Genomic DNA, 24,560 nt, shown 5'->3' with positions numbered 1-24,560 from the left:
TGACGTGCTGATCGCCAGCCAGACCGAACAGGACGACTACGCCTACCAACGCCGCCGCATCAGCGGCACCGAGCAAACCATCCTGCAACACACCTCCGCCGTGGACGTGGGCGGCAACCTCGCCATCGACGCCCGCCGCGACATTGCAGTCGTCGCCAGTACCGTCAGCGCCGCCAAAGACCTCAGCGTCAAAGCCGGCGAAAACCTGACCCTGGCCGCCGCCGCCAACGAACAACACGATTACTCCAAAGGCAAAAAAGGCGGCACCAAAACCACCACTCAACTGGACGACGTCACCCAACAAAGCGCCGAACTCAAAGCCGGCGGCGACCTGATCGCCATCGCGGGCACTGACCTCACGCTAGTCGCCAGCAAAATCAGCGCGGGCAACGAAGCCTATGTGCACGCTGATAACGAACTGCAAATGTTGGCGGCGCAGGACAGTCATTACTCGCTGTATGACATGAGCAAGAAGGGCAGTTGGGGCAGCAAAAAGACTCAGCGTGATGAAGTGACCGATGTGAAGAATGTCGGCAGCGAGATCAAGACGGGTGGAGACCTGACGCTGGAGAGCGGTGGGGATCAGAAGTATCAGGCGGCGAGGCTTGAGAGTGGTGGGGATATTGCGATTGTCAGTGGGGGGGCGGTCGAGTTTGAGGCGGTGAAGGATCTGCATGACGAGAGCCACACCAAGAGCAAGAGTGACATGGTGTGGACGAGCTCCAAAGGCAAAGGCAACACCGACGAGACGTTGCGCCAAACGCAGATGATTGCGCAAGGTAGCGTCGTGATCAAAGCGGTCGATGGTTTGAAGATTGATGTCAAGCAGATCGACCAGCACACCGTAAGCCAGACCATTGATGTGATGGTTAAGGCCGACCCGCAACTGGCTTGGTTGAAAGAAGCCGAGCAGCGCGGGGACGTGGATTGGCGCAAGGTCCAAGAGGTTCACGATAGCTTCAAGTACAACAACTCAAGCCTGGGTGGTGGTGCGGCGTTGGTCATCGCCATCATTGTCACTTACTTCACCTGGGGCGCTGGAGCGGGTCTTGTCGGAGCGGCGTCTACTACAACAACCGGTCTCGTTGCGAACTCGGTGGTTACTGCGGTCGCAGTCAAAGGCGCGACAAGTACCATCAACAACAAAGGGAACTTAGGCGATATTGCCAAGGATGTGACGTCGGGCGATAGCCTGAAAGGCTATGCAATCGCAGGGCTCAGTGGGGCGATAGCGAAGTTTGCCGGCGTCACCGGTGAATTCACTGCCGCAGATCTTGGGAGGCAATTGGCGGTCAACTCGGCGCTGAGAACTGTCACCAATGGCGGCAGTTTTACTAGGAATATCGGTCAAGCAGCTATTGATCTGACTGCCAGCGTTCTCTCTGGAATGATTTATGAGCGTGTGGGGACCGAACTCGTTGGTTCCAACCTTTCCACTAAGGTGGCAGTGCATGCGATTGTCGGAGGATTAATCGCCGAAGCGGCAGGAGGAGATTTCGCTTCTGGTGCTATTGCTGCTGGCGCGAATAAAGCCCTGATACAAACGTTCGGTGAGAAGTTATTCCCTGGCGAGGCCCACGATCGCGTGTTGGCCATGACCTCTCAGTTAATCGGAATGACGGTTGCGGCAGGTGTGGGTGGAAGTGCAAAAGACCAGGAAGTGGCGGGGTGGGTGGCTCAGCAGGGAACAATTTACAACGAGTTGCAGCACAAGGAGGTTGAAGCACTCATTGGCGAAGCCAAGACCTGTACCGCCACAGACAGCTGCAGAGATGTCATCAATAAATATGCTGATTTGAATGAGGCTAACGAAAAACGCCTGAATGCTATTTGTGAAAACGATCCTGCTAAGTGCAAGGAAGCTTATGGCGACTGGGTGGCGAGCTATGACAAAACCCATGAGATGATTTCCCAAGTACGGGCCCATGGCGACCTACCTGGTGAGGTGGATCGCATGCTAGGGGCAGTTGACTTGCTGAACGTCAACTCCCGGTTGAAGGTGGTCGGTGTAGGAATTGTCGACGGTGGATTACAGGCAGCAAGTAATGCGGCAGGAGAGGTAGGCGTTGACATAGCCCCTGAGACGGTGGGTATGCTTTCCAAGTGGACAGCTATGCTGTTTGGGGTTAAAAAAGCGGTAGGTGCAAAAGGAAATCAGCTAGTAAATGGGAAGTGGGTTGATGCTGAAGGGCTTCCATTACCTGTTCCGTCCAGCGTAGGTGCATCTGGGCGAGTCCCGAATGTTTTGCAAACCGGGGGTAATACTCTCAATAAGAGTACAGCTAACGCACTGAATGAGCATTTTGGTGAAAGTTTGCCTCCGCGTGAGTGGGGCAGAGCACTTGAGGCATTAAAAGCTGACGCTGGAAAACTTCCTAATAATTTTCATGGCAGAATACTGGATAATGGAGATTATGTAGGTAAGGGTGGCGAAGTTATTGGGAATATTAGAGATTATCTGCCATGAGTGAAAAGTCTAGGATTACTCCGGTTTCGTCGGACTACGAAACGTGTGCTGAATGTTATGTAAAATTGATGATTTATCCTGGTGAGATACACCCGGATGAAATCACTAATGTCATGCAGGTTCCGCCAACATTTATTAGTGTTGCCGGGGAAAAGGTTACAAATAGCCGTGGACTAACAAGAGAGGTGAAGGACTCTGGTTGGTTTTTGTCTACCGAAGGATATGTATTGTCAAAAGATCTTAGAGAACATATTGACTGGGTAGTTGAAAAGATCACGCCGCATAGTGAATCGCTGAAAGCGGTTCAAAAACTTGATGGCGTTAAAGTTACGTTGAAATGTGTGTGGTTCTCTCTGCTAGGTCATAGTGGGCCTGTACTTTGGCCGGAGCAAATGAGAGCTTTGGCAGATTTGGACTTAGAGTGCTCTTTTGATATTTATTTTGTTGAGGACTAGTTGATGCAAAAGCAACGGCGAGTTCTGTGGAAAAGCAAGCGGCGCCTTGTTTTTCCAATCAGTTTTCAGATCATCCAACAGGTGTTCCAACGCTAAACTCAGAAACAAAGTTGACTCAAGGTGCAGGAATATATAACTATGCCGTTCTTCAGGGTGGTCAGTTAGTGATCGGACGAAACTTTAATGATGTAGGTGGTGGTCACATTGATCTAGCGAATGGCAAGCCCGTTGTTGCTGCGGGAGAAGTGAAAATTGTGAGTGGCGAAGTTAAATATATTGATAATACATCAGGGCACTATGAGCCCTCTGGTCGGGCTGCTCAAGCCGCAACAGAAAATGCTTTTTCTAAAAAAGAGCTTGATGTGGGAGGGAAATATATAGAAAAGTCTGGGGGCCAGATCCTAGCAATTCCAAAAAAGGTGCTTGGGTGCCGAAATGAATGACGTCATTAAAGAGTTTGATGAACTTTGCGATATGGCTGTAGCCGCTTTTGGTGAAGAGCTAGATGTTTCCTATGAGATGTCCTTGTTAAATATTTTGGAGCTTGTAAAAAAAATATCCTGGCTATAAAGAAAATTTTATAAATGGATTTGAGTTGATTTTAATGTCTCGAAGCTCGCCATTTGAAGTCGTGGCATTCTGTATGCGTGAGCTTCAGTGGCCCGAAATTAAAGAATTTGTAATTTCAAAGATGAATCCTTCCGAGGGTCCTCGTAGCGAGGCCCTGCGAAGCACATTAGCCGCATATGACGAACTTTGGCCTGGTGCGGATCTTTACCGTTACTATGGAGTGAATTAATTGGTGCAAAAGGACAGAGAAAAGGGGACAGATTTATTTTTGACGTTTGGTTTTGTGAAGATTTTGAAAAGTAGCGGATGAGTCTCTGAAAAATAAATCTGTCCCCTTTTTTCGTGCTTGGCGGCATGGCGAGTAACGGTGCGATCAGCACCATCAATAACCGTGGAAACCTGAGCACCGTCTTAAAGGATGTCACTTCCAGCGACGCGATGAGAGGCTACGTGGTGTCCGGCGTCACTGCTGGCTTGACTGCAGGTGTCTATGACAAATGGACCGGCACTCAGACCGGCACTTCCACTGCACTACCCAACTCAGGTGCAGTTGCCACCGTAAGTCCGTTGAGCACTTGGCAAGGCATGGGGCAGTTCACGGCCAACCAAGTACTGCAAAACGGAACATCCCTATTGGTGGATCGGGCGCTCGGGGGCGAAGCCCGTCTTGGCGACGCGTTGCAGAATAGTTTGGCTAACGCATTTGCGGCTTATGGATTCAACCTGGTCGGGGATGTTTCCAAGAACCGGTTTGCAGAAGGTGGCATTACCAAGATTGGGCTACATGCCTTGATGGGCGGATTGGCAGCTGAGGCTTCTGGAGGAGATTTCCGCACAGGGGCCCTAGCAGCGGGTGTGAATGAGGCGTTGCTGGATAGCCTCGCCAAGAATTACGCCGACATGCCCGATGACCAGAAAAAGGGTTTGCTGGTCATGAACTCGCAGTTGCTTGGTGTGCTTGCGGCATCGGTACAGAGCAATGCGGATGCGGATAGCCTGCAAACTGGGGCGTGGGTGGCGGGCACCGCTACACAGTACAACTACCTCAATCATGAAGAAAATAAGGAGCGCCGCGAGGCTAAGAAGGAGTGTCAGGGAGGGGATAAGGCTGCTTGCGGTCGTGCTGACGCCTGGGACAATCTGGATAAACTTCGTGATTTGGAACTGAAAGCCGCTTGTACTTCGAATGGCGCGAGTAGTACCTGTCGCGGTCTACGAAAAGAAGCTGAGGACGCAGCCCGCAGCCTAGTGGTTGCAAGGTTTGGTCCTGAGGCCAAAGAGCAGGCTAAGGACACTGCGCAAAACAAGGAGCTTGCAGCTTATTCGATTGAGGCTGAACTTCGCAGTATCAAGGAGATAAACAACCCGTTTGCGGCGGCACAAACGGCGCGGTTGGCGAAGGAGCTTGCTGAGTTCGGTTCAGACTTTATTCCTGTCTATGGCGATGTGAAGGCATTTTCAGAGGCTGAGGATCCGTTTGATTATGCAATGGCAAGCGTTGGGTTGATTCCCGGGCTTGGAGATGCAGCTCAGAAAGTTCTAGGTAAGGCGAAAAAGCTATACCTTGAAGGGAAGGTGGCTGAGTCTGCTGATTTGGTGGAAGGGGTTTCGAAACAGCTCCAAGCTTCTGGGAGCAAAAATATTTCTGGCGGAATCACTACCATCTCAGATGAGATGAGAGCTGATGTTTATCATCCTGACTGGCAGAAGTACGTTGGTGGTGAGCCTCGGGGTGTAGGGGCTGATGTCGTTAAGGGGGGCAGTGGACCTAAAGGTATAATCAAAGCAAGTGAAACTATTGGTCAGCCTGTTGAAGCCGTGATCGGTGGGCGTAAACGTTTATTACGGGTTGATATCGAGCCGAATGGTAAGCTTCAGATACAGTCTGGCGGGGGGAAAGATTCGATCGTAGATTTCAGACCAGATCTATCCAAACCATTAGCTCCACAGATTAATGCAGCGTTTAAGCGGTTACCTCAGTCGGCAAGAGATCAATTGCTCAGAAACGCTGAGAAAGGTCTGAAGCGCCTACAAGAAACAGGAAATATGTGATGAATATTCGATACGCTGTTGTTTTGGAGGCAGGGAGTATCTTGCCTGATAGAGATTTTTTGATTAGTCAGGCTTGGGGCGATGTACCTGTGTCCTATGTCCAAGATCATGAGGTTTTCAATGAGTGCAGCTATCTAGATTTAAAAATTAATAAGTGGGAGGTTAACCGCGAATGGAGTAATAGGCCGGACAGCGATGCCTGGATAAGGATCGAAATACTCAGAGCACAGAACCTTGAGGAGTATTTACGGAGTGATGAGTGCTCTCTGCCAATAGACACGGAATGCGATGCCCTTTTGACTTTTGAGCTGGACGAGGGGGGCGGCGTGATGGATGAGATGCTGTTATTACGTTTGCTGTCAGTTTTTTATGGCCAGTTCAAGGTTTACAGATGTTCAGATTTTATTGAAGAGGTGAGTGCTGATACCATCGCCTCCCTTCCAGAACGGAGTGCTATTCTCGATAAATTAACCAGATGTGAATAAAAACAATATCTAAGGAAAAAAAGGGGGCGGGAAAAAAGGGGACAGATTTGAATGGCACTTACTTAACAGCTAGCCGGCTGATCTGATTGCAAAAAAAGAAAAAAAGCCGCCCTTGGTCTACGGTGATAGTTGCGAACACACACCACTCGTAAAAAAGGGGACAGATTTATTTTTTTCCATTTGCTAGGCTGTAATTCTCTAAGGAAGGAGGTTACCTATGCCCAGAATGGGACGTGTCGTTTTGCCCAACTATCCTTGTTACGTTGTACGGAAGAAAAGGGGACGGATTTATTTGATCCAAAAAAGGGGACAGATTTATTTTTTTTGAAGAAAAGGGGACGGGGGACAAAGAAGAAAAGGGGACAGATTTATTTTTGAAGTTTGGTTTTGTGAGGGTTTTGAAAAGTGGCGGATGAGTCTCTGAAAAATAAATCTGTCCCCTTTTTTGCTCGCTTTGGTCTGAGGTCAGAGCTAAATTTGAGCAGACTCTTAAGCAGTATGACATTAATGTCAAGCACCATCCTGGAATGTAATGTATGAGCGGTTCTGAGAAACTTATCTTAGGTGACGACTTCTTAATCTGCAGAGATGAGGTTGGTCGCTGGGCGTTAATAAATAATGAAACCAGTTTTCCTCTAGACGATTCGTCGGACTTTAGAAAGGTCATTTCATTGCTTGAGATGCCTATTGAAACTGTTAGGCTGGCGTTAGGCCCTGATTTTCCATACATAAGTGTGATAAAGGTTGGGTTGGGGCACGACTCTGATTATTGGATAAAACTCGCGATTTTTTGGATTGCGCACAGCTCCATTCAAGAGACTATTTCTCTTGTCGATGACCTAAGAAAATTATCAGTAGGTGAGGGTGTCTCACAAGGTAATCGTCACTTCGCGAGGAGGGAACTAAAGCGCATTTTGAAAGCGGAGAATGGGAGCTGATTTTTTTTGCTTTGAAAAGGGGGCGGATTTGAATAGCACGTTACTTAACGTCCACGATTATCCACTTTTCTAAAATCGGCCCCTTCCGTCTATAAAATCTGTAAAAAAAAGGGGACGGATTTATTTGATTAGGATGTAATGTATGGACGAAAAGGGGACGGATTTGAATGGCACTTACTTAGCATTTACGGCTATCCATTTTGCTAACCCCTGCCATTAATAAAGGCTGCACATCAGAGATGTATGGCATCCCTGCGATACATCCCTTATTCCGCTCCTCCAAAAGTTTCACTCCAACAAATCAAAACACTCAATAAGGACATTCCGTGCTCCAACCCCTCTTCAAAACCGCCGCACTCCTCATGGCATTGTCCCTGACCGGCTGCGTCTCCTACACCGTCACCGGTCCATTGAGCGCTCCTCCCCATCCCGCGAAAGTCAGCAGCCCCCGTACCGCGCAAATCGCCGACGTTTCCGTCGCTATCCCAGACACTGACGACGCTACCCGCACCGCCATCAGCCGTTCACTCACCCATCAGCTCAACCAATACGTCAAGGCCGGTGGCTATTTCAAGGACGTCACCGAATACCCCGTGCGCCTGGGCGAGAACGACGTGGTGCTCAAGTTCAACATGACATCGCTCAAGGGCCATCGCGCGCCGCACCCTGCTTACATCCCGGGGGCTTTATTGACCCTGACGATCTGGATTTGGGTAAACGGGCCCATCTACGTCGATAGTTTCGATATGGCCGGTGATCTGGCGATCGTTGACCGTAACGGTAAAGAACTGGCTGCCGCCAAGGAGCAGATCAAGTTTGAGCACAACGTGGGGCTTTACGGGCGGGAGTATTGGTCGCCGGTGATGGGGGTCAAGAAGTTGAATGAACTGGTTTCAATCCTGCTCGATAACGCCACGGCGAAGTTGGCACAACCAACCCTTAAGGAAGAACAAAAATGATCGGTTCAATCAAGCACTGTGTGGTGCTCGCTGCGGTTTTGCTGTCTGGTTGCGTGACGTATTCACAGAACGAACTGCCTCCCGTGCAGACATGGCCACCCACGGCCAATGCGCCGCAGCAAAAGCCATCGGTGTATGTCCGTACCACGGCCATGAATCAGGTCAACGGTGGTGCCGCCAATACGGCGGCGGGGGCGGCGGCAGCGGTTGGAGAAACGACGGTTGCCGAGGGTTTTCGTGAGTCGGGGCGGTTTGCGTGGGTAAGTACGGATAAGGCCGAGGCGGATCTTTATGTTGAAGCCACCTTGTACAATAACGAACAGTTCAGCATGGCGTCGGCGATCATCACCGGGGTGACGTTTTTCATCATCCCCACCACCGCGAAGAACACCTTCACCCTGGAGACCGTATTCAAAGACAAGGACGGTAAAGAGCTGGGCCGTGTGCGCAAGAGCGAGTCGCTGCGTACCTGGATGCAGTTGCTGTTGATCGTTGCCGTACCTTTCCGCCAGGACACCCACGAGGTGGTGCAAGCCCTGACCCGCAGCACATTGGATGAGGCGGTGCAGCGGCGCTTGTTGTAGTCGATTGGTTTATATCTGTAATCGCCATGGGTTTGTGGCGTTGCTTTCTGTCGTACATGGAGTTTTCAAATGAAGCAAAAACCGTTCAAGCAAAAACTGTTGGCCGTGGTGGTCGGTGCAATCAGCAGCCAGGCATTGGCCGTTGAAGTAGATCTGGGTCAAGGCAAAACCTCGTGGAAGGGGGAGGCGTTTAACGAGTCTCTGACCTTCACCGGGAGGCTGACTGAAGCAACCAATCAAACGCCCACCCCTGAATCTGGCACTACTGCGTTGATGGAGGTCAGTGTTTCCAATACCAGTATTCAAGGTTCGCTGATCAATCGTGCTGATATTGTGATGACCTCTGACGGACGTTCCATTCGGGCGTTTGCCGTGGACCCATTCGGTTTTGCAAACGACGGATCAACCCCTAGTACGATTACGGGCGATCTGATTCAGGCCGGTAACATCACCATGAACAATGGCGGTTACGAAGGTTTTGAGATTGGTGATGCCGTGATTGGTGGCAGTGTTATCAACTCGGGCACGATCAAATCAACCCCAATTGTACCGGGCACCTCTGCTGTTAATGGCACGTTTGGCGGCGAGGGCATGTTCCTGCATAACACCCAAGTGGCAGGCGACGTGGCTAACACGGGCCTGATCGAGATGGTGGGGGATGAGGTGGTGGGCCTGGCGGTGGATGGCCCGCAAGCGTACCCGATCAATATCGGCGGCAAAATCATCAACTCCGGGACTATCACTGCAACGGGCCAGCGCGCCTGGGGCATAGAAGTTGAAACCACCACGAGCCCGCTGCGCATTGAAAACAGTGGCCTGCTGTCTGTGAACGGCGCAGATGCTTCCGGTATTGTTTTTTATGCCGGCACCGTCGACTCCATCCTCAACACCGGCACGCTCCAAGCCCAAGGCACCAACGCCAAAGCGATCGATCTCCTGGGCGCCACCTTCACCCAAAACAACCCCACCGGCTCCCGTGGCATCATCAACCGCGGCACGATCACTGCCGATGGCACGGCGATTTCCGTCGACGCAGCCGAGCAAACCTCCACCTTCGAAATCAACCAGCAAGCCGGTGAAATCCGCAGCAATTCCGGCATCGCCATCGACGCAGCCAACCGCGCCACCCTCAACTGGACCGGTGGCAAAATCGTCGGCGACGTGCTCAACGTCAGCGCGATGAACATCGCCGGCCAGGCTGACTTTTCCGGCAGCCGCATCATCGCGCCAGTGTCGATCAACTCGGGCTCTCTGAACCTGTCGGCCCCTGGCACGGTGCTCACTGGTGACCTCAACATCGCCAGCGGTGCAGGCATTGATATGCGCCTGGCCAACAGCGTAGTGCCGACCACGCCGTACCTGACGGTCAATGGTGCGGCGAATTTCGCCCAGGCATCGAAAGTAACCTTGAGCGCCAACCCAGGCGATTTCACCCCCGTGCCGAGCGGCACCGAATACACCTTGCTGCAAGCCAGCAGTGTGCAGAACAACGGCCTTTCGGTTGCCAGCACTTCGTCGTTGTTGGACGTGCTCAGTTATTCGGCCGATGCGCAGACGGTCAAGGCCGTGGTGGGGTTGAAGAGCAATCAGCAAGTGCAAGAGGAACTGACCGGCGCGGGCGCCACTGAGCCGGTTGTCACTGTGGTCAACGAAGCAAAAAATGACGTGCTCGGGCAGTTGGCAACGGATGATCCGGTGTTCCAGGCCCTGGCCAACGCGGGCACGGCGCAGCAGTTGGCGCAGGTGGGCGAGCAACTCAAGCCAGACGTCAATCGGGGTGCGCTGGACGTGGCCTTGTCGGGCCAGACGGTGATCAATGGTGCGATCCTCAATCGTCTCTCGGGCCAACGTGATAATCGCGAAGCCGTGGGTGTGTGGTTGCAAGGCTTGAGCAGCAACATGGATCAGGATGGCCGCAGCGGCGATAACGGTTATTCGGCCAACAGCAGCGGCATGGCGGTGGGTGTGGATGGTCGGTTGAACGACAGCACCACGGTGGGTGTGGCTTACAGCTACCTCAACTCCAACATCCATTCGGACCTGGGCACCAAGACCGACGTGCAGGGCCATGCGCTGTCGTTGTACGGCAACTGGTCGCTGCAGAACTGGTTTGTCGACGGCAGCCTGAGCTACGGCCATAACGACAATGACAGCAAACGTCGTGTGGCGGGTACTACCGCCAAGGGCAGCTACGACAGCAATGTGTTGTCGGCCAGCGTACTGGGCGGCTACAGTTTCAAGCTGTCGGATGCTGCCGTGATAGAGCCGCGAGTGGCGGCGCGTTATTCCAACGTGCGCATGGACAGCTTTACCGAGAAGGGCTCTTCAGCGGCGCTGAGTACCGGCTCGCAACGCTATGAAGTGGGCGAGTTGGGTGCGGGTGTGCGCTTGGCCGGTAACTTCCCGTTGGCCACCGGCAGCCTGCAACCGGAAGCGACCTTGATGGCCTATCACGACCTGATGGGCGACCGCGTGGCGCAAACCTCCAGCTTTGTGCTGGGTGGTTCGGCGTTTACCGTCACGGGCGCTTCGGTCGCACGTGACAGTTACGAAGCCAGCCTGGGCCTGAATTATCAGGTGTCGGCGCTGACGGTGGGCGCCAGCTATACCCGCCAGGCGCGTAGCGGGTTTGATGCTGATGGGGTGATGGTCAAGGCGCGTTACGCGTTTTAGGGGTAAACCCGAACAGGGGCTCTTTGCGAGCCCCTGTATCCCCAAAAGCAATCATCTTTTTTTCTTGAAATCTACTCGCCGATATTTTGGTTTTTTTAATTTTTACTCGACGTTTTTTCACAGTCCCCACCCTAATACGCAATTCCCCGCACCCTTTCTTTGTTTAGTATTGGACCCAGTGGCCACTGAGGCCCAATGGGTCACTCTGTTCAAAAAAAGGAGAAGCGACATGACACCCCAGGATCCTTCCAACACTGGCCGACCTAACCAGCTCGCGGCTTGCTGAAATGAACGCGCATACCTCTTTGGCAGCCCTCGCCGGTAACTACGTGCACGGCGACATCGTGCCTGCCCACCGACATGACGAGGGCCAACTGGTCTACGCCATCAACGGTGTGATGCTGGTGTCGGTGCAGCAGGCAACCTGGGTGCTGCCTTCCGGGCACGCCCTGTGGGTGCCCCCGGCGATGGAGCATCAGATTCGCATGACCGGCGAGGTGCGTATGCGCACCTTGCTGATCTCGCCGGGGGCGCATCGCGGCTTGACGCATGAGTGTCAGGTCATAAGGGTTTCGCCGTTGTTGCGCGAGCTGATTGTTGCCGCGGGCGATGAGCCTGACAGTGAGCCGGCGTTGCTGCGCCATCTACAGATTGTCGATCTGATTTTCTCCGAGCTCGACCGGGCGCAGCGGGTGCTGGCGCATGTGCCGATTCCGGATGAGCCGCGGCTCAAGGCGCTGTGTGCCGACTTTATCGACAACCCTTCCCAGGAATCGAAACTGGAGAATTGGGCGGTGCAGCTCAATATGAGTTCACGCACCCTGGCTCGGCTGTTCCAGAAAGAGTTGGGCATGAGTTACGGCGAGTGGCGCAAGCGCACGCGGCTGCTGCTCAGCATGCAGCGGCTGGCCAGTGGCGCCTCCATCCTGGAGGTGGCCTTGGAGCATGGTTATCAGAGCCCGAGTGCATTTACCGCGATGTTCAAGCGCACCATGGGTTACACCCCCAGTCACTGCCGTCTGGTCTGAATTCCCAGCAGTAGCCGTGACTGGCACGTTGGCGAGGGGGCGACGAAGATCCAATGTGGGAGCTGGCTTGCCTGCGAAAGCTTTAGTGCAGTAACAGATGCACCGACTGACACACCGCCTTCGCGGGCAAGCCCGCTCCCACATTTCTGAACGAGTTCGACGCGCGATTCAGAAGCGTCGTCCTACTTTGTCCCAATCAAAACGATGGTTGTCCAGAACTCGGGAGATGCGCACCCCGTTGCGCTTTTACCCTGCGTCTCTACTTGGCCTTCTGGATTTACTCGATGGGTTCGCCTTCTTTTTCCCCGCGGCATGGCCGTCTCTCGCTGCTCGGCGTGGCGGTGGCGTTGTTGGCGGGGTGTTCGTCCTGGGTCGCCCATACACCGGCGCAGCCCCATCCGGAACGCATCAATGCCCTGAGCCACCTGCCCCAAGGTGTCTCGGCCCAAGCGTTACCTGAGCGCTGGTGGCAGTTGTACAACGATCCGCAACTCGATGCGCTGGTGCAAAAGGCCTTGCTGCACAACCGCGACCTGGCGGCGGCCCAAGCCCATGTGCAGGCGATGCTGGCCGGGATCCAGCAGGCCGATGCCGAGCGCTGGCCGTCCACCCAGGCGTCACTGGGTGCCGCTTACGGCAAGACGGCCGATGACCAGACGCTGGCCAAAGCCACCGATAGCCATGCGCCGTCGGAATGGGCGTTCAACCCAGGCATGGAATTGGCGTATCAAGTGGATGTGTGGGGCCAGGTCCAGCGCACGATCGAACGAGCCCAGGTGCAAGCCGCGGCGGCGCAGGATGCCGAAGACCTGCTGCGCATCACGGTCGTGGCGCAAACCACTCGCGCTTATGTGAACGCCTGCGCCTTGGGTGCGCGTGCCAAGGTCCAGCGCCATTCGTTGGACGTGGTCGCACATAGCCTGGCGTTGATTGATCGTCAGCGCCAGGCCGGTGTAGTGACGGACCTTGAATACAGCCGCATGCAAGCCCTGCAAGGCGAAACCCAGGCGCTGCTGCCGATGCTGGAGGCGCGTCGACAAGCCGCGCTCTACGAATTGGCCATGCTGAGCGGCGTCGCTGATCTTGAACAAGGCTCTGGCGCCGCAACGTGTGAAGTGGTGCCACAACTCAATGCCGAGTTGCCGGTGGGCGATGGCTGGCAATTATTGGCGCGCCGCCCCGACATCCGTCAGGCCGAGCGAGCGTTGCAGGCGGCCACGCTGCAAGTGGATATCGTCCAGGCCGACCTGTACCCCAAGGTCACCTTCGGCGCTTCAGTGTCTTCCTCAGCCAACAAATTCCATGAACTGGGCGATAGCAGTGCGGTGATGCTCGGCATCGGCCCGCTGATCACCTGGCAGTTCCCCAATTGGCGCGCCAACCGCGCGCGGGTCAAGCAGGCCCGGGCGCTTGAGCAGGTAGAGGTGGCGCAATTCGAGGCCAGCGTGCTCAAGGCCCTCAAGGCGGTGCGCCAGGCCCTGGCGTTATACGACGGCGAACGCCAGCGCCACGCGGCCTTGAGCCAGGCACTGGACAGCAGCCGCCACGCCTACAGGTTGGCCCAATTCAACTACGACGCCGGGTCTATCGACTTTCTGGATGTGTTGGACAGCGAGCGTGAACTGATCCGCTTGCAGGCCACTCGCGCCGACGCCGACGGCCAGTTGCTGCAACGCCAGATCAGCCTGTTCCGTGCCCTTGGCGGTGGTTGGCAACCATCAGCGCCCACCCATGCGTACACCACTTTTTCCGGTACCCAGCCATGAATATCGCCGTTGATGAAAAAACTGCTGTCCAGGATGAACAGACGCATACGCGCAAGCAACGTCGCAAAAGAAGTCTGATCCTGCTGGGCAGCACGGTGCTGTTGATCGCAGCGGTGGTGTTCGGCCTGTACTGGATGACGGTCGGCCGTTACCTGGAGCAGACCGATGATGCCTATGTGCGGGCCGACTGGATACCCATCAGCCCGAAGGTCTCAGGCTACGTGGCCGAGGTGATGGTAGAGGACGATCAGCCCGTCAAGGCCGGGGATGTGCTGGTGCGCATCGAGGACCGTGACTACCAGGCCCGCTTGGCACAAGCCCGCGCAGAACTGGCCGAGACCCAGGCCTCGGTGGCAGCGCAAGAGGCCAACTTGAAAGTCACTGACAGCCTGATCGCCCAGCAGAAGGCTGGGGTTGCCCAGGCTGAGGCGCACGCCCGCAGTGTGGCCGCCGAATTACGCCGCGCAAGCCTGGACCAGCGCCGCTACGAAGGCTTGGTGCGCGACCACGCTGCCAGCGCCCAGCGACTGGAAACGGCCGCCGCCAGTTACACCCAGGCCAATGCTGCGGTGGAGATTGCCAAGGCGATGCAACGCCAGCAGGAAACCCGCTTGACCGTGGCCATCCCCCGCCGTCAATTGGCCCAGGCTTCGCTCCAGCAACAGATAGCCCGGCGCAGCCAGGCTGAGGCGCAGTTGAACCTGGCGATGCATGCCCTGGAAGACACCTTGATCCGCTCACCCATCGACGGCGTGGTGGGGCAGCGCAAAGTGCGTACCCGCCAGTACGTCGCGCCGGGGTTGCCGCTGCTGGCGGTGGTGCCTTTGCAGCAGGCTTACGTAGTGGCCAACTACAAGGAAACTCAATTGCGCGATATGCGTGCCGGCCAACCGGTGGCTATCAGCATCGACAGTTATTCGGGGCGCAAGCTCAAAGGCCATGTGGTGAGCTTTTCTCCAGGCTCCGGGGCGGTGTTCGCACTGTTGCCCTCGGATAACGCCACCGGCAACTTCACCAAGATCGTGCAACGCTTTCCAGTGAAGATCGTCATTGATGAGCATGATGAAGGCGGACCTATTCTACCGGGCATGTCGGTGATCACCACGGTGGACACCCGCCCGGCTGAGCAGGGCGCTGCACATGACTGAAGCGGCTGAAAAGAGCGTCTCCTTTCGCGCCTGGGTGGCGGTGATCGGGGGGCTGTTCGGCTGTTTCATGGCCGGCATGAACGTGCACGTGACCAGCGCCGCGCTGCCGGAGATCGAAGGCTCCCTGGGGGCGACGTTCGAGGAAGGCTCGTGGATTTCCACCGCCTACCTGGTTGCGGAGATTGTGATGATCCCGCTGACCGCCTGGTTGGTGCAGGTGTTCTCTCTGCGGCGTGTGATGCTCGTGGGCTCGTTTGTGTTTCTGGTGGCGTCCATAGCCTGCTCATGGGCGCCTAACCTGGAAGTGATGATCATCATTCGGGTGATCCAGGGCGCTGCCGGCGCAGTGCTGATTCCCTTGTCATTCCAACTGATCATCACTGAACTGCCGCCCAGCAAGATCGCGATGGGCATGGCCTTGTTCGCGCTCTCGAACAGCGTCGCCCAGGCCGCCGGGCCGTCCATTGGCGGCTGGCTGACCGATGCCTATTCCTGGCGCTGGATCTTTTACCTGCAACTGGCCCCCGGCATTCTCTTGCTGTTGGCGGTGGCATGGTCCATCGATGCCAAACCCATGCAGTTGAGCCTGCTCAAGCGCGGCGATTGGGGCGGGATCATCGCCATGATCGTCGGTCTGGGTGGCTTGCAGATCGTGCTGGAAGAAGGTGGCCGCAAGGACTGGTTTGGCTCCGATTTCATTGTGTGGATGTCACTGGTGGCCGGCGTTGCCTTGGTGTACTTCGTGCTGTCGCAGTTGTATGGCAGTCGCTCCTTCATCAACCTGCGCCTGCTCAAGAGCTACAACTTCGGCGTGGCCAGCGCAGCGATGTTCATCTTCGGCGGGGCCACGTTCGGCCTGGTGTTTCTGGTGCCCAATTACCTCTCCCAGTTGCAGGGTTACAACGCCCGGGAGATTGGCATCAGCCTGATCGCCTACGGCATGGTGCAGCTGGTACTGGCGCCGTTCATGCCGCGCCTGATGAAGTGGCTCAACCCGAAACTGATGGTTGCCAGTGGCTTTTTCATCATGGCCCTGGGGTGCTACCTCGGCGCGCATCTGGATGTGGACAGCGCCGCCAACGTGATTATTCCTTCCACCGTGGTTCGGGGCATTGGGCAGCCGCTGATCATGGTGGCGCTTTCCGTACTGGCAGTGTCTGGTTTGGCCAAGGATGAAGCCGGCTCGGCCTCGGCCTTGTTCTCCATGCTGCGTAACCTGGGTGGTGCCGTGGGCACGGCGGGCCTGACGCAGATCGTGGCCATGCGCGAGCGCTTTCACTCTGAGCGGGTAGGGGAGTCGATCACGCTGTTTTCACCGTCGTTCCAGGAGCGCGTGCGGGCCAGCATGGCTGACAGCGAGGCTTTCATTTTCAACCAGCTACTACCCGCTCAACAGCAGGTGATCGAGGGCTTGATTCATACCGTGCGGCGCGAGGCGTACCTGATGGCCTACAGCGATGCGTTCTATGTGTCCTGTATCGCGTTGATCGTGTGCGGGGTAGCGGCCTTGGCATTACGGCAGTCAGCCAAGAGCGGATAACCACGCCAGGCAGGTGTTGAACTTGTACAGCCCACTGCATTTGGTAGGCGCCCACTATCCGCCCCCCGGAAAAAAGGAGCTCTCTTATGCAACAACCCGATACCCTGGTCCGTCACCCAATCGGCAACCCTGTCGTCGCCCGCGTCAGCGTGAAGGCCGATGCACGCAGTGTGTGGAATGTGGTCGGCGATTTCGCCGGTTTCGCGAAGTTTATTCCCGCCTTGTCCCATATCGAGATGACCGGCGAGGGCGTGCGTTCGGTACGCAAGAAACTGTTCAAGGACGGCAATGTGGTGATTGAGCAACTCAACAGCCATGACGACCACGCCATGACCATGACCTGGTCACTGATTTACACCTCGCTGAACATCGGCAACCTGTGGGCGCTGATGGAGGTGGTGCCACAAGGCCCGAACCAGAGCCTGGCGACCTGGACCATCATTGGCCAGCCCTACACGGGCGGCAAGGAAGACGTACCGGCGTTCGAAGCCTTCCTGCAAGGCTTTGCCGATGACGCGATGAAGAACGTACAGGCACTCTTCAACGGACTGGCACGCTGAGAATCTGCCTATGTAAGAGCGAGCTTGCTCGCGAAAAACCTGAGGGCGCCGCGTACTCCAAGCATGCCAGCGTCATCGTTAACGTTCTTCGCGAGCAAGCTCGCTCCTACAGAGGGGTGGGCATTACCCTTTAGTTGATGGCCTGATCAATCCCCGCCTGCAAGGCCTGGCTCTCACTGTGCCCACCCGCGCGCAGCGGGCCCAGGTTGAAGGCTTGGTCCTTGCGCGTGGCGTCGTCGTGTTTCTGGGTCAGTTCGTCCTTGGCACCCAGGGCCAGGTTGACCGGTGACTTCGAAACGTTCAGCCCGACATCGGCGCGGTAGTCGCTGCCGGCCAATGTGGTTGCGGTGACCTTGGAGCCACCCAGCTCAACCTTGCCATTGGGCGCACTGATCCGCGCGCCCGTGAGCTGCGTATCACCCTTGACCTGCAGGTTGACGCCGTGGCTTGCGCGAATGCCTGACGCCTGGGCGACGCTGTCCTTGACCACATGGCTGACATCCAGATACAGAGTCGGGGTGTAGCTGGTGTTGCCGCTCTTGTCGCCGAACAACACGCTTTCGGCGGTATTGGCCACCTTGCTGCCGGTGGTGTCTTTGCCACTGACGGTGTAGCTGTCGCTGGTTTTTGGCCAGACCTTATCCTTGAAGCCAGACAGGCGCGTGCCCAGGGCGTCGGTCTTGTCTGCCAGGTAAGCCTTGGCCTTGTCCACGCGAGTACCGAAGGCGCCACGGGGTTGCGGGTTCACGTCGTAGCTGCCACTGCGGGTGAGTTTTTCGCCCAGGCGTTCCTTGGCATTAACCACGCTGTTGACCACGCTGTCCTTGGCCGAGGCCAGGTGCCCGGTGCCTTTGTCGACGACGTTCTCCAGTTTGTCGCGATGCTTGTCGAACACGCCTTCAGCCTTGGCTTGTACCTTGTCCTTCAGTGGGCCGGTGGTTTTGGCCAGCTTATCCACCACCCCCGGCTGGTTTTTTTCGACATCCAGCCTGGCGTCGACATTTACCTGGGTGCTGTTGACGTGGTCCTTGCGGCTTTCGACGACGAGGTCGCCGCCCACCGTGCCGTGCACCTTGTCGGCGTCGATACGCGCTCCGGCCAGATGGGTATCGCCGGCACTGTTGAGGGTGGCGTCACCTGCCGTGATCACGCTGTTGTGCTGCGTGGTGCCTTGCAAGTGATCCACATCGACCTTGGCCCGCGCATTGATGCCGCGCTGGGTCTTGGGTGTCTCATGTTCACCGGCGTCGGCCAAGGTGGTTTTGCCGACGCTGCCCCCTGCACCCAGGGTCACGCCCCAGTTGCCATGGGCCTGGGTCGATTGCGCAGACTCTTGCAGGATGCCGCCGTTTTGCGCATCCAGGCTAACGCTGGCTGCGCTGACCTGAGTGCCCTGCAAGTGGATGGCATCGGTTGCATCAGCGCCGCTGGCGAGGCTGACCTTGCCGCTGCTGTGCAACTGCCCGACGACGGCGCTCTGGTCGTTCTCCGCCACCTTACTGATGTTGAAATTGGCGCTGAGGCTGCCGGTCTTGCTGCTGCTTTCGGTGCTGCTGGTCTTACCGGCGCCGAGTGTCAGGCCACCGCCCAGGTTGCTGCCGTTGCTGACGTGGCTGTCGGTGGCGGCTTGCAGGTCCAGCTTGCCGCCGGCATTGAGGCTAATATCGCCAGCCTTCGCGCCCGTGCTGCCGATCTGCGTGCCTTGCAGGGTCATGTCAGCACCGCTGCTGAGCTGGATGGGGCCGCTGCCTTGAAGGGTCGCGACCTGGGCCTGGCTGTCCTGGGTGTCCAGGCGCTTGTTATCCAACTGCACGCCGGCACCGAGGTTGATGTTGCTGCCATTGGCGCCGGGCGCGGTACCCACCGTCAGTGAGCCGTTGCCGCGCAGCGTGCTGCTGTTTTTGCTCTGGGTGTCGGTGGCCTGGTTGAGCGCCAGCTCACCGCCGGTCTTGAGGTTGACCCCGGCCTGGCCGCCGTCGAACTGGCTGCCTTCATAACGGGCATCGCCCTTGGCCTCGATGCTCACGCCTTGGCTGGCCACATAGCTGCCGACCACTGCTGTGCTGGTGGATTCGCGCACATCGCTGCTGCCACCCAGGCCGCTGCCGCGCACATTCACGTCTTCGCCGGTGGTGGTATAGACACGTACGCCAGCCTTGGCGTCCACGCCTTGCTCGCTGCTGCTGTGGGTGTTGGCCGCTGCCGTGGCAAGGTGCTCGCCCGCCTTGATGTTCAGCCCGCCGTCGGTGGCGCGGTACTGGGTGCCCTCATCCTGCAACGTGCCGGCTGCATTGACCTGCACCGTGGCGCCACTGAACTGGCTGACCACGGCGGTGCTGTCCTGCGTTGTGCCGGATTTGTTCGTGTGCCCGACTTCCACATCCAGGCCGACATTGGGTTGCTCGAACGCGTCCAGCAAACCGGGCTGATGGAACTTGGCCTGGGCCACGCCCTCGACAGCTTTTTCGATCGGGCGGGTAATGCCTTTGTATTCCACATTGGCGCCAACATCGGCGGTCCAGCCGTTTTCCTTATGGGGGCTGGTCTCGGTGGGATGGGGGGCCCGGTTGTCGATCTGGCCAGCGGTGACCAGCAGCTCGGCGCCGGCCTTGGCCTGTGCACCCTCGCTGGTGAAGGTGTTGCCAGCGTTGATGGTCAGCTTGCCGGCCGCGGCCACGGTGCTGGTTTGCGCGGTGGTTTTTTCAGCGGTGTCTTGGCTGCTTTGGTGGCTGAACTGAGCGCCATTGCCAGCCCGATCAATGCCGCCGGTGTAGTAGAAACTGCCGCCGGTGGTGGTTTTGTCGACGGCTTCGGTGCGCTTGTCGTGGGCGGCCAACAGCTCGACGTTTTTGCCGCTCAGGGTGGCATCGCCTGCGGTTGCCTTGAGGTCCGAACCCTGGATGCTCACATCGCCACCGGCCTTTACCACGACACTGCCGCCCTTGAGGCTGGAACCTTGCTGCTGGGTGGTGTCGGTCTTGCGGGTTTGCTGCTGGTCTTCATAGCTCAACCCCGCACGGTACTGGCGGCTGACACCCTCGGTTTCTTTGGCGTAGCCATCGAAGCCACGGGTATGGGTGCCGGTGGTGTCGTGAGTGGTGTTCTCGGCGGACACGACTTGGATATCGCCTTTGGCATCGGCCTGCAGTTCGCCGCCAGCCGACACCTGTGAGCCGCTGACGCGGATGTCCTGGGCGCTTTGCAACTTGAGGTTGCTGTCCGAGCGCAGGTCGCTGGCAACCACGGTGCTGTCCTTGAGGTTCTTGCGGCTTTCGTCCTTGGAGATACCGAAGAACTTGCTGTCATTGCTGTAGCGGTTGTCGTGGGAGGTGTCCTGGACGCCGTCGATCACCAGCGAGCCTTTGTCGCTGATGACGCTGGCCTGCTTGCCGCCACGGGCCTGGCTGCCGCTGATGCGCACGTCGTCGGCCTTGACGATCAGCTTGCCGTCGGCGTTGACCTTGCTGCCGGTGTTCAAGGTCTTGCCCTGGTTACCGTCGCCTTGCTTGCCGAAGAAGCTGCCACCGGTGAGGTCGCCGGAGTAGGCATTGTCGCGGCTGCTCTGGGTGCGGCTGGCGCTGGTGATTTCCACGTGCCGGGCGGCCAGTTGAATATTGCCTGGGGTTTTCAGCTCGGCGCCTTGCAATTGCAGCTTCTGTTGGCTGGTCAGCTCCAGTGTCTGGCCGGCCTTGAGGCTGCTGGTGATGCTGCGTTGTTCGCTGCTGGATTTATCCCAATTGGCTTTCCACAGGTGCTTGCGATGGTTGCCCTGGTCGCGGGTTTCATGGGTTTCGGTGGCGGCGTTCACCTGAAGGTCTGCGCCGCTGTTGACGCGCAGGGTGTTGCCTGCTTCCACATGGCTGGCTTTGATCTCGGTGTTGGCGCCGGAAGACAGCGCCGCATCCTGTTGCGCCACGACCTTGTTGCCGTGCTGGCGCGAGTCTTTGTCGGTGGTGGTGCGGTCGTAGGTTTCGTAGGTGAACAGGAAGTTGCTGTTGTTCCACTGCTCACGCTTTTCCTGGAGCTTGCGGCTTTCCAGGCTGCTGAGGGTCAGGTTGCGGCTGGCGTCGAGTTTGACGTTGCGCCCGCTGACGTCGGTGGCGGCCAGGTTCAGGTCCTTGGCACTGTGCAAGTCGATATCGCCCTGGCGGCTGTGCACGCCAGCGCGGGTGGCGTCGAGGCTGTCGGCACGCACCTGGCCGCTGATGTCGAGGTCGCCGGCCGAACTGATCTTTACTCCGTCAGTGCCTTGCACCTGCACGCCGCCTACACGCACACCGGCGCCGTCGGCGGTGCTGATGATGTTGATGCGCCCGGCCTGCATTGCGCCGAACAGGCGCGCGTCGATGCGTTGGTCCTGGGTCTTGCTGGCCGGGTCGACCTGGCGTACTTGCCCGCTGGCGAAGTCGACCTGATTGCGGCCCACCGTGAGGTTCAGTTGATCGCGGGCGCTGAGGCGACCTTCGCTGTCGATGCGCGGCGCGATCAGGTTGATGGAGCCTTCGCGGTTGTGCAGGCCCTGGCCTTGCACTGTCAGTTGGCCGTTGGCATCGCGGGTGCTCAAGGCTTGCAATTTACCGTCGTTGAGTTCAGGGCGGCCGACCACCAGGTTGGCATTGGGCGTGTTGATGAAGCTGCCGCCATTCACCGAAATGCCGTTAGGGTTGGCCAGCACGTAATCGGCCGCCTGGCCGAAAATCTCTTGGGCACCGTTGAGGGTCGAGGCATTGCGGCTGATCACTTCGTTGAGGATCACGCTCGCCGCCTGGCCCTGGAACTGCGGGTTGGCCGCCAGCTGCCCGGCGAGTTGGGACTGGCCGGCCTGCAAGGCGTTGTTCAACACCAGGCCCTGGCGGTCGACGTTGTAGTCCAAAAACTGGTTATGGGACAGGCCACCGGCGTTCGGCGCGACGATGTTGACGATGGGGACACCGCCCTGGTTTTGCAGTTGTGGCGTGCCGCCAGGGCCTTCGACGACGGTCAAGCCTGCGGCGAGCGCGAGCTGCGGCAGCAGGAACAGGCTGGCGATGGCCCAGCGCAGTTTGCCCTGGGGTGAAAGGTGGAAGCTGTGTGGAGTAGTCGGCATAAATAATCTCGCTCTGTGTTGGCTGATCCACGACGCGCGTTGTTCGTTGCAACGCTGCTGGAGTGGCCAGGTACGGCGGTGACTCAGGCTAAAAATGGGTGTGGGCTCATATCTGCACACTAAGGCGCGTCAGCCAGACCTCCGGCTCCTGGCGAAAGCCTGTGGGGGTGTTGAGGTTGCGTTGGTAGTCGACGTCGAGCTGCACGTTCTTCCAGCTCAGGTTGAGCCCCGCGCTGGCGCCGCTCAGGCGTTGGCTCTGGGCACCGTGTTCGTGCTTGACCCAGCCGTTGTCCAGGCCCAGGCGCGGGGTGAGCTTCACCGGCAAGTCAGTGTTGAGCGGCAGGCGCAAGGTGTTGCGCCATACCGCGCCAATGGCACCGGAAGTACTGTTTTCGCGGTAGCCGCGCACGGCTGAGTCGTCGGTGATCAGCAGCTGTTCGATGGCGGGCAATGCATCCGGGCTGTACTGCACCGACAACTGGCTTTGCCACTGCCACGGCTGCGCTGCCCATTGGCCGTTGCGCCATTGGGTGAGGTTGGCGCGATACTTTTGAAACTGCGCCTTGGGCCGGTTTTTCTGCACCTGGCTGGCATCGCGATCGGCGCCGAACCAGGTCAGGCCCTGGGCGTAGTTGACGTCCAGGTTCCACACCGCGCTGTTGAGCCAGAACAGGTTCAGGCCCGCTTCGGCTACGGTCAGCGTGGGGCTCTGGATGTCCAGGTGTACCTTCTGTAGGTAGCTGTCGACGTCTTTGTAGGCCAGTTGCAGGTTGGCGCTCAGTTGGTGGCCCTGGTCGCGCCACAACACACGGTCGCTACGCAGGCTGACCTGATCGGTGCGGCCACTGTTGTAAAACGTGGTGCGGCTGAGCTTGAACGGCGAGCGGTATTCGGCATGGCTGGCGAACAGGCTGTAGGTCCAGTAACCGTAGGGGATCGAGTAGAACAGGCTGTGGCTGCGGCTGTAGCGCGGCCCATGGTTGAGCGTGTCGCTGAAGCTCAGGTTGAGCGAGTCGTTGATTTGCAGCGGGCTGTCCAGGCTCAAGTTGATCGCATTGCGATCACGCCCGGTGCCGGCGCTGCCAAGGTTATCCACCCCCAGGCCCAGGGCCCAGCGCGAGGCACTGCTGCGCGTGCGCAGGATGATGCGCGAGGCGCCCGCTGTGCTGCCTGGGGCGATGTCGGCGGTGAGGTCGACCGAGCGCAGGCGGTTGAGCTGGTCCAGGCCCTGTTCCAGGTCTCGCAGGTTCAGTGGTTTGCCGAGCATTCCGGGGAATGCCCCGCCCAATGACACCGGCCGGCTCTGGTCGGCCAGTTCGATGGCCTCCAGGTAGCCTTCTTCGACGTGAATATCCAGCGGCTGCCCGGCGGCGGGCGCACTGATCAGGTAGGGGCGGCTGGCGATGTAACCGGCCTCGACATACAGCCGGGTGATTTCGGCCAGCAGGCGGTTGATCTGGGTGACGCCCATGCAAGGCGCCACGTAGGGTTCGATGTGTTTGTCCAACTCGGCACGGCTGAACAGCGTGACCCCGGCCAGGCGCGTACCGCTCAAGGGCCAGCAGCGTTCGTCCTTGGCGATGTCTGTTGGCAAGGCCGGTGTGGCCGCTGGCGTACCGAAACTGCCGCGTTGCATCTGGCGTTGGCGCTGCTCCAGGTGTAACTGCTGCAGGTCGCGTTGCTGTTGCTGCTGCAAGCGCAGGGCTTCCTGGCCTGGCTGCGGCGCCTCGGCGCCAGCCACGGGCAGGGCCCACAGGCAGAGCAGGGCAATGCCCAGGTTACGGGTACAACACAAGTGTCCGGTTGAGAGCTGATTTGGCACTCGACATCCTTAACGTAGAAATACACACGATCCATACCGTCTGAGCCAGCGTTGAACTCAGCGGTAGTTGCCCTACTTGAGTGAGTGGTCGACGGTTTGTTACATCGCTGTAGGATTTATTACACAAGACGTAAGAAAAATCGCGTAATTCAGTGCTCATGTGCACAAAATTAGTGCGCGACAGGGTGTGGGGGCCTGATATTTCTGGTTTTTAAGGAGGGTGAGAGGGGAAAGGGCGGTTTTGATTGTTGTGCGGGCGTCGCCTAATTGGCGTGTCCCGGCCAGGGATTGGGTACTTGCCGGGTCACCAGATTAGGCTTTTGAATCCATTGGATATTCTGTAGCCTTGCGCAGCTTTAAGCTTTACCCGTGCTTGATGAACAAAAACACTTCGTCCGGCGGCGCCCGAAGGGCTCCGGAGCCGGTG

16 protein-coding genes and 1 pseudogene are annotated in these 24,560 nt (G+C 57.6%); 15 read left to right on the top strand and 2 right to left on the bottom strand.

Annotated elements, in window-relative coordinates:
- The 15 genes and pseudogenes from CER19_RS20345 to CER19_RS20275 all read left to right on the top strand — a co-directional run.
- On the top strand, positions 1-2,467 hold a 2,467-nt coding region (locus CER19_RS20345; protein WP_178088117.1), incomplete at its 5' end, for a hemagglutinin repeat-containing protein.
- Positions 2,464-2,922 carry a DUF4279 domain-containing protein gene (locus CER19_RS20340; protein ID WP_256660502.1) on the top strand — a complete coding sequence of 153 codons (459 nt, stop codon included), beginning with the start codon at positions 2,464-2,466 and terminating at the stop codon, positions 2,920-2,922. The genes CER19_RS20345 and CER19_RS20340, both read left to right, overlap by 4 nt.
- Before the next feature lie 26 nt (positions 2,923-2,948).
- Complete coding sequence (locus CER19_RS28630) at positions 2,949-3,365, top strand: hypothetical protein (RefSeq protein WP_133298348.1); 417 nt, start codon at positions 2,949-2,951, stop codon at positions 3,363-3,365.
- Positions 3,358-3,492, top strand: coding sequence for a hypothetical protein (locus CER19_RS29160; RefSeq protein WP_256660501.1), 135 nt, complete (start codon positions 3,358-3,360; stop codon positions 3,490-3,492). Before CER19_RS28630 ends, CER19_RS29160 begins: the two co-directional genes overlap by 8 nt.
- Positions 3,493-3,843: 351 nt before the next feature.
- Positions 3,844-5,544 (top strand): annotated as a pseudogene (locus tag CER19_RS20330) (DUF637 domain-containing protein); the annotation flags it as partial.
- Positions 5,544-6,029, top strand: coding sequence for a hypothetical protein (locus CER19_RS20320; RefSeq protein ID WP_116667736.1), 486 nt, complete (start codon positions 5,544-5,546; stop codon positions 6,027-6,029). The pseudogene CER19_RS20330 and the gene CER19_RS20320, both read left to right, overlap by 1 nt.
- 536 nt (positions 6,030-6,565) lie before the next feature.
- Positions 6,566-6,967: a hypothetical protein gene (locus tag CER19_RS20315; RefSeq protein WP_116667735.1), complete on the top strand. Its 402-nt coding sequence runs from the start codon at positions 6,566-6,568 to the stop codon at positions 6,965-6,967.
- Between the two features lie 362 nt (positions 6,968-7,329).
- Entirely contained in the window at positions 7,330-7,926 is a 597-nt protein-coding gene (locus tag CER19_RS20310; protein ID WP_116667737.1) for a hypothetical protein, read from the top strand.
- Positions 7,923-8,510, top strand: a complete 588-nt coding sequence (locus tag CER19_RS20305; protein WP_116667734.1) for a hypothetical protein — start codon at positions 7,923-7,925, stop codon at positions 8,508-8,510. Before CER19_RS20310 ends, CER19_RS20305 begins: the two co-directional genes overlap by 4 nt.
- Positions 8,511-8,579: 69 nt before the next feature.
- The gene (locus CER19_RS20300; RefSeq protein WP_116667733.1) at positions 8,580-11,183 is read left to right on the top strand and encodes an autotransporter domain-containing protein; all 2,604 of its coding nucleotides are present in this window, start codon (positions 8,580-8,582) and stop codon (positions 11,181-11,183) included.
- A gap of 287 nt (positions 11,184-11,470) precedes the next feature.
- Positions 11,471-12,211, top strand: a complete 741-nt coding sequence (locus tag CER19_RS20295; protein ID WP_116667732.1) for a helix-turn-helix domain-containing protein — start codon at positions 11,471-11,473, stop codon at positions 12,209-12,211.
- Positions 12,212-12,495: 284 nt separating this feature from the next.
- Complete coding sequence (locus CER19_RS20290; RefSeq protein ID WP_116667731.1) at positions 12,496-13,977, top strand: efflux transporter outer membrane subunit; 1,482 nt, start codon at positions 12,496-12,498, stop codon at positions 13,975-13,977.
- Positions 13,974-15,125 (top strand): HlyD family secretion protein, encoded by a 1,152-nt coding sequence (locus CER19_RS20285; protein ID WP_116667730.1) that lies wholly within the window; start codon positions 13,974-13,976, stop codon positions 15,123-15,125. The genes CER19_RS20290 and CER19_RS20285 overlap by 4 nt, the downstream gene beginning before the upstream one ends.
- Positions 15,118-16,665, top strand: a complete 1,548-nt coding sequence (locus tag CER19_RS20280; RefSeq protein ID WP_116667729.1) for an MDR family MFS transporter — start codon at positions 15,118-15,120, stop codon at positions 16,663-16,665. The genes CER19_RS20285 and CER19_RS20280 overlap by 8 nt, the downstream gene beginning before the upstream one ends.
- Positions 16,666-16,751: 86 nt before the next feature.
- Positions 16,752-17,225, top strand: coding sequence for an SRPBCC family protein (locus tag CER19_RS20275; protein WP_116667728.1), 474 nt, complete (start codon positions 16,752-16,754; stop codon positions 17,223-17,225).
- 130 nt (positions 17,226-17,355) lie between these two features.
- On the opposite strand, the gene CER19_RS20270 is transcribed toward CER19_RS20275, so the two are convergent.
- The gene (locus CER19_RS20270) at positions 17,356-22,311 is read right to left on the bottom strand and encodes a hemagglutinin repeat-containing protein (protein ID WP_116667727.1); all 4,956 of its coding nucleotides are present in this window, start codon (positions 22,309-22,311) and stop codon (positions 17,356-17,358) included.
- 106 nt (positions 22,312-22,417) lie between these two features.
- Positions 22,418-24,133, bottom strand: coding sequence for a ShlB/FhaC/HecB family hemolysin secretion/activation protein (locus CER19_RS20265; RefSeq protein ID WP_116667726.1), 1,716 nt, complete (start codon positions 24,131-24,133; stop codon positions 22,418-22,420).
- Between the last annotated feature and the right edge of the window lie 427 nt (positions 24,134-24,560).

The organism is Pseudomonas sp. GL93 (assembly GCF_003408955.1).
Classification (GTDB): Bacteria; Pseudomonadota; Gammaproteobacteria; order Pseudomonadales; family Pseudomonadaceae; genus Aquipseudomonas; species Aquipseudomonas paracarnis.
The sequence above is the reverse complement of the archived record's forward strand: the minus strand, read 5'-3'. Positions and strand labels throughout refer to the sequence as shown.

Bases quoted from the DNA above. Each gene is read 5' to 3' on its own strand.
- CER19_RS20340 (WP_256660502.1), top strand. From the start codon at position 2,464: ATGAGTGAAAAGTCTAGGATTACTCCGGTTTCGTCGGACTACGAAACG.
- CER19_RS29160 (WP_256660501.1), top strand. From the start codon at position 3,358: ATGAATGACGTCATTAAAGAGTTTGATGAACTTTGCGATATGGCTGTA.
- CER19_RS20320 (WP_116667736.1), top strand. From the start codon at position 5,544: ATGAATATTCGATACGCTGTTGTTTTGGAGGCAGGGAGTATCTTGCCT.
- CER19_RS20315 (WP_116667735.1), top strand. From the start codon at position 6,566: ATGAGCGGTTCTGAGAAACTTATCTTAGGTGACGACTTCTTAATCTGC.
- CER19_RS20310 (WP_116667737.1), top strand. From the start codon at position 7,330: ATGGCATTGTCCCTGACCGGCTGCGTCTCCTACACCGTCACCGGTCCA.
- CER19_RS20305 (WP_116667734.1), top strand. From the start codon at position 7,923: ATGATCGGTTCAATCAAGCACTGTGTGGTGCTCGCTGCGGTTTTGCTG.
- CER19_RS20300 (WP_116667733.1), top strand. From the start codon at position 8,580: ATGAAGCAAAAACCGTTCAAGCAAAAACTGTTGGCCGTGGTGGTCGGT.
- CER19_RS20295 (WP_116667732.1), top strand. From the start codon at position 11,471: ATGAACGCGCATACCTCTTTGGCAGCCCTCGCCGGTAACTACGTGCAC.
- CER19_RS20290 (WP_116667731.1), top strand. From the start codon at position 12,496: ATGGGTTCGCCTTCTTTTTCCCCGCGGCATGGCCGTCTCTCGCTGCTC.
- CER19_RS20285 (WP_116667730.1), top strand. From the start codon at position 13,974: ATGAATATCGCCGTTGATGAAAAAACTGCTGTCCAGGATGAACAGACG.
- CER19_RS20280 (WP_116667729.1), top strand. From the start codon at position 15,118: ATGACTGAAGCGGCTGAAAAGAGCGTCTCCTTTCGCGCCTGGGTGGCG.
- CER19_RS20275 (WP_116667728.1), top strand. From the start codon at position 16,752: ATGCAACAACCCGATACCCTGGTCCGTCACCCAATCGGCAACCCTGTC.
- CER19_RS20270 (WP_116667727.1), bottom strand. From the start codon at position 22,311: ATGCCGACTACTCCACACAGCTTCCACCTTTCACCCCAGGGCAAACTG.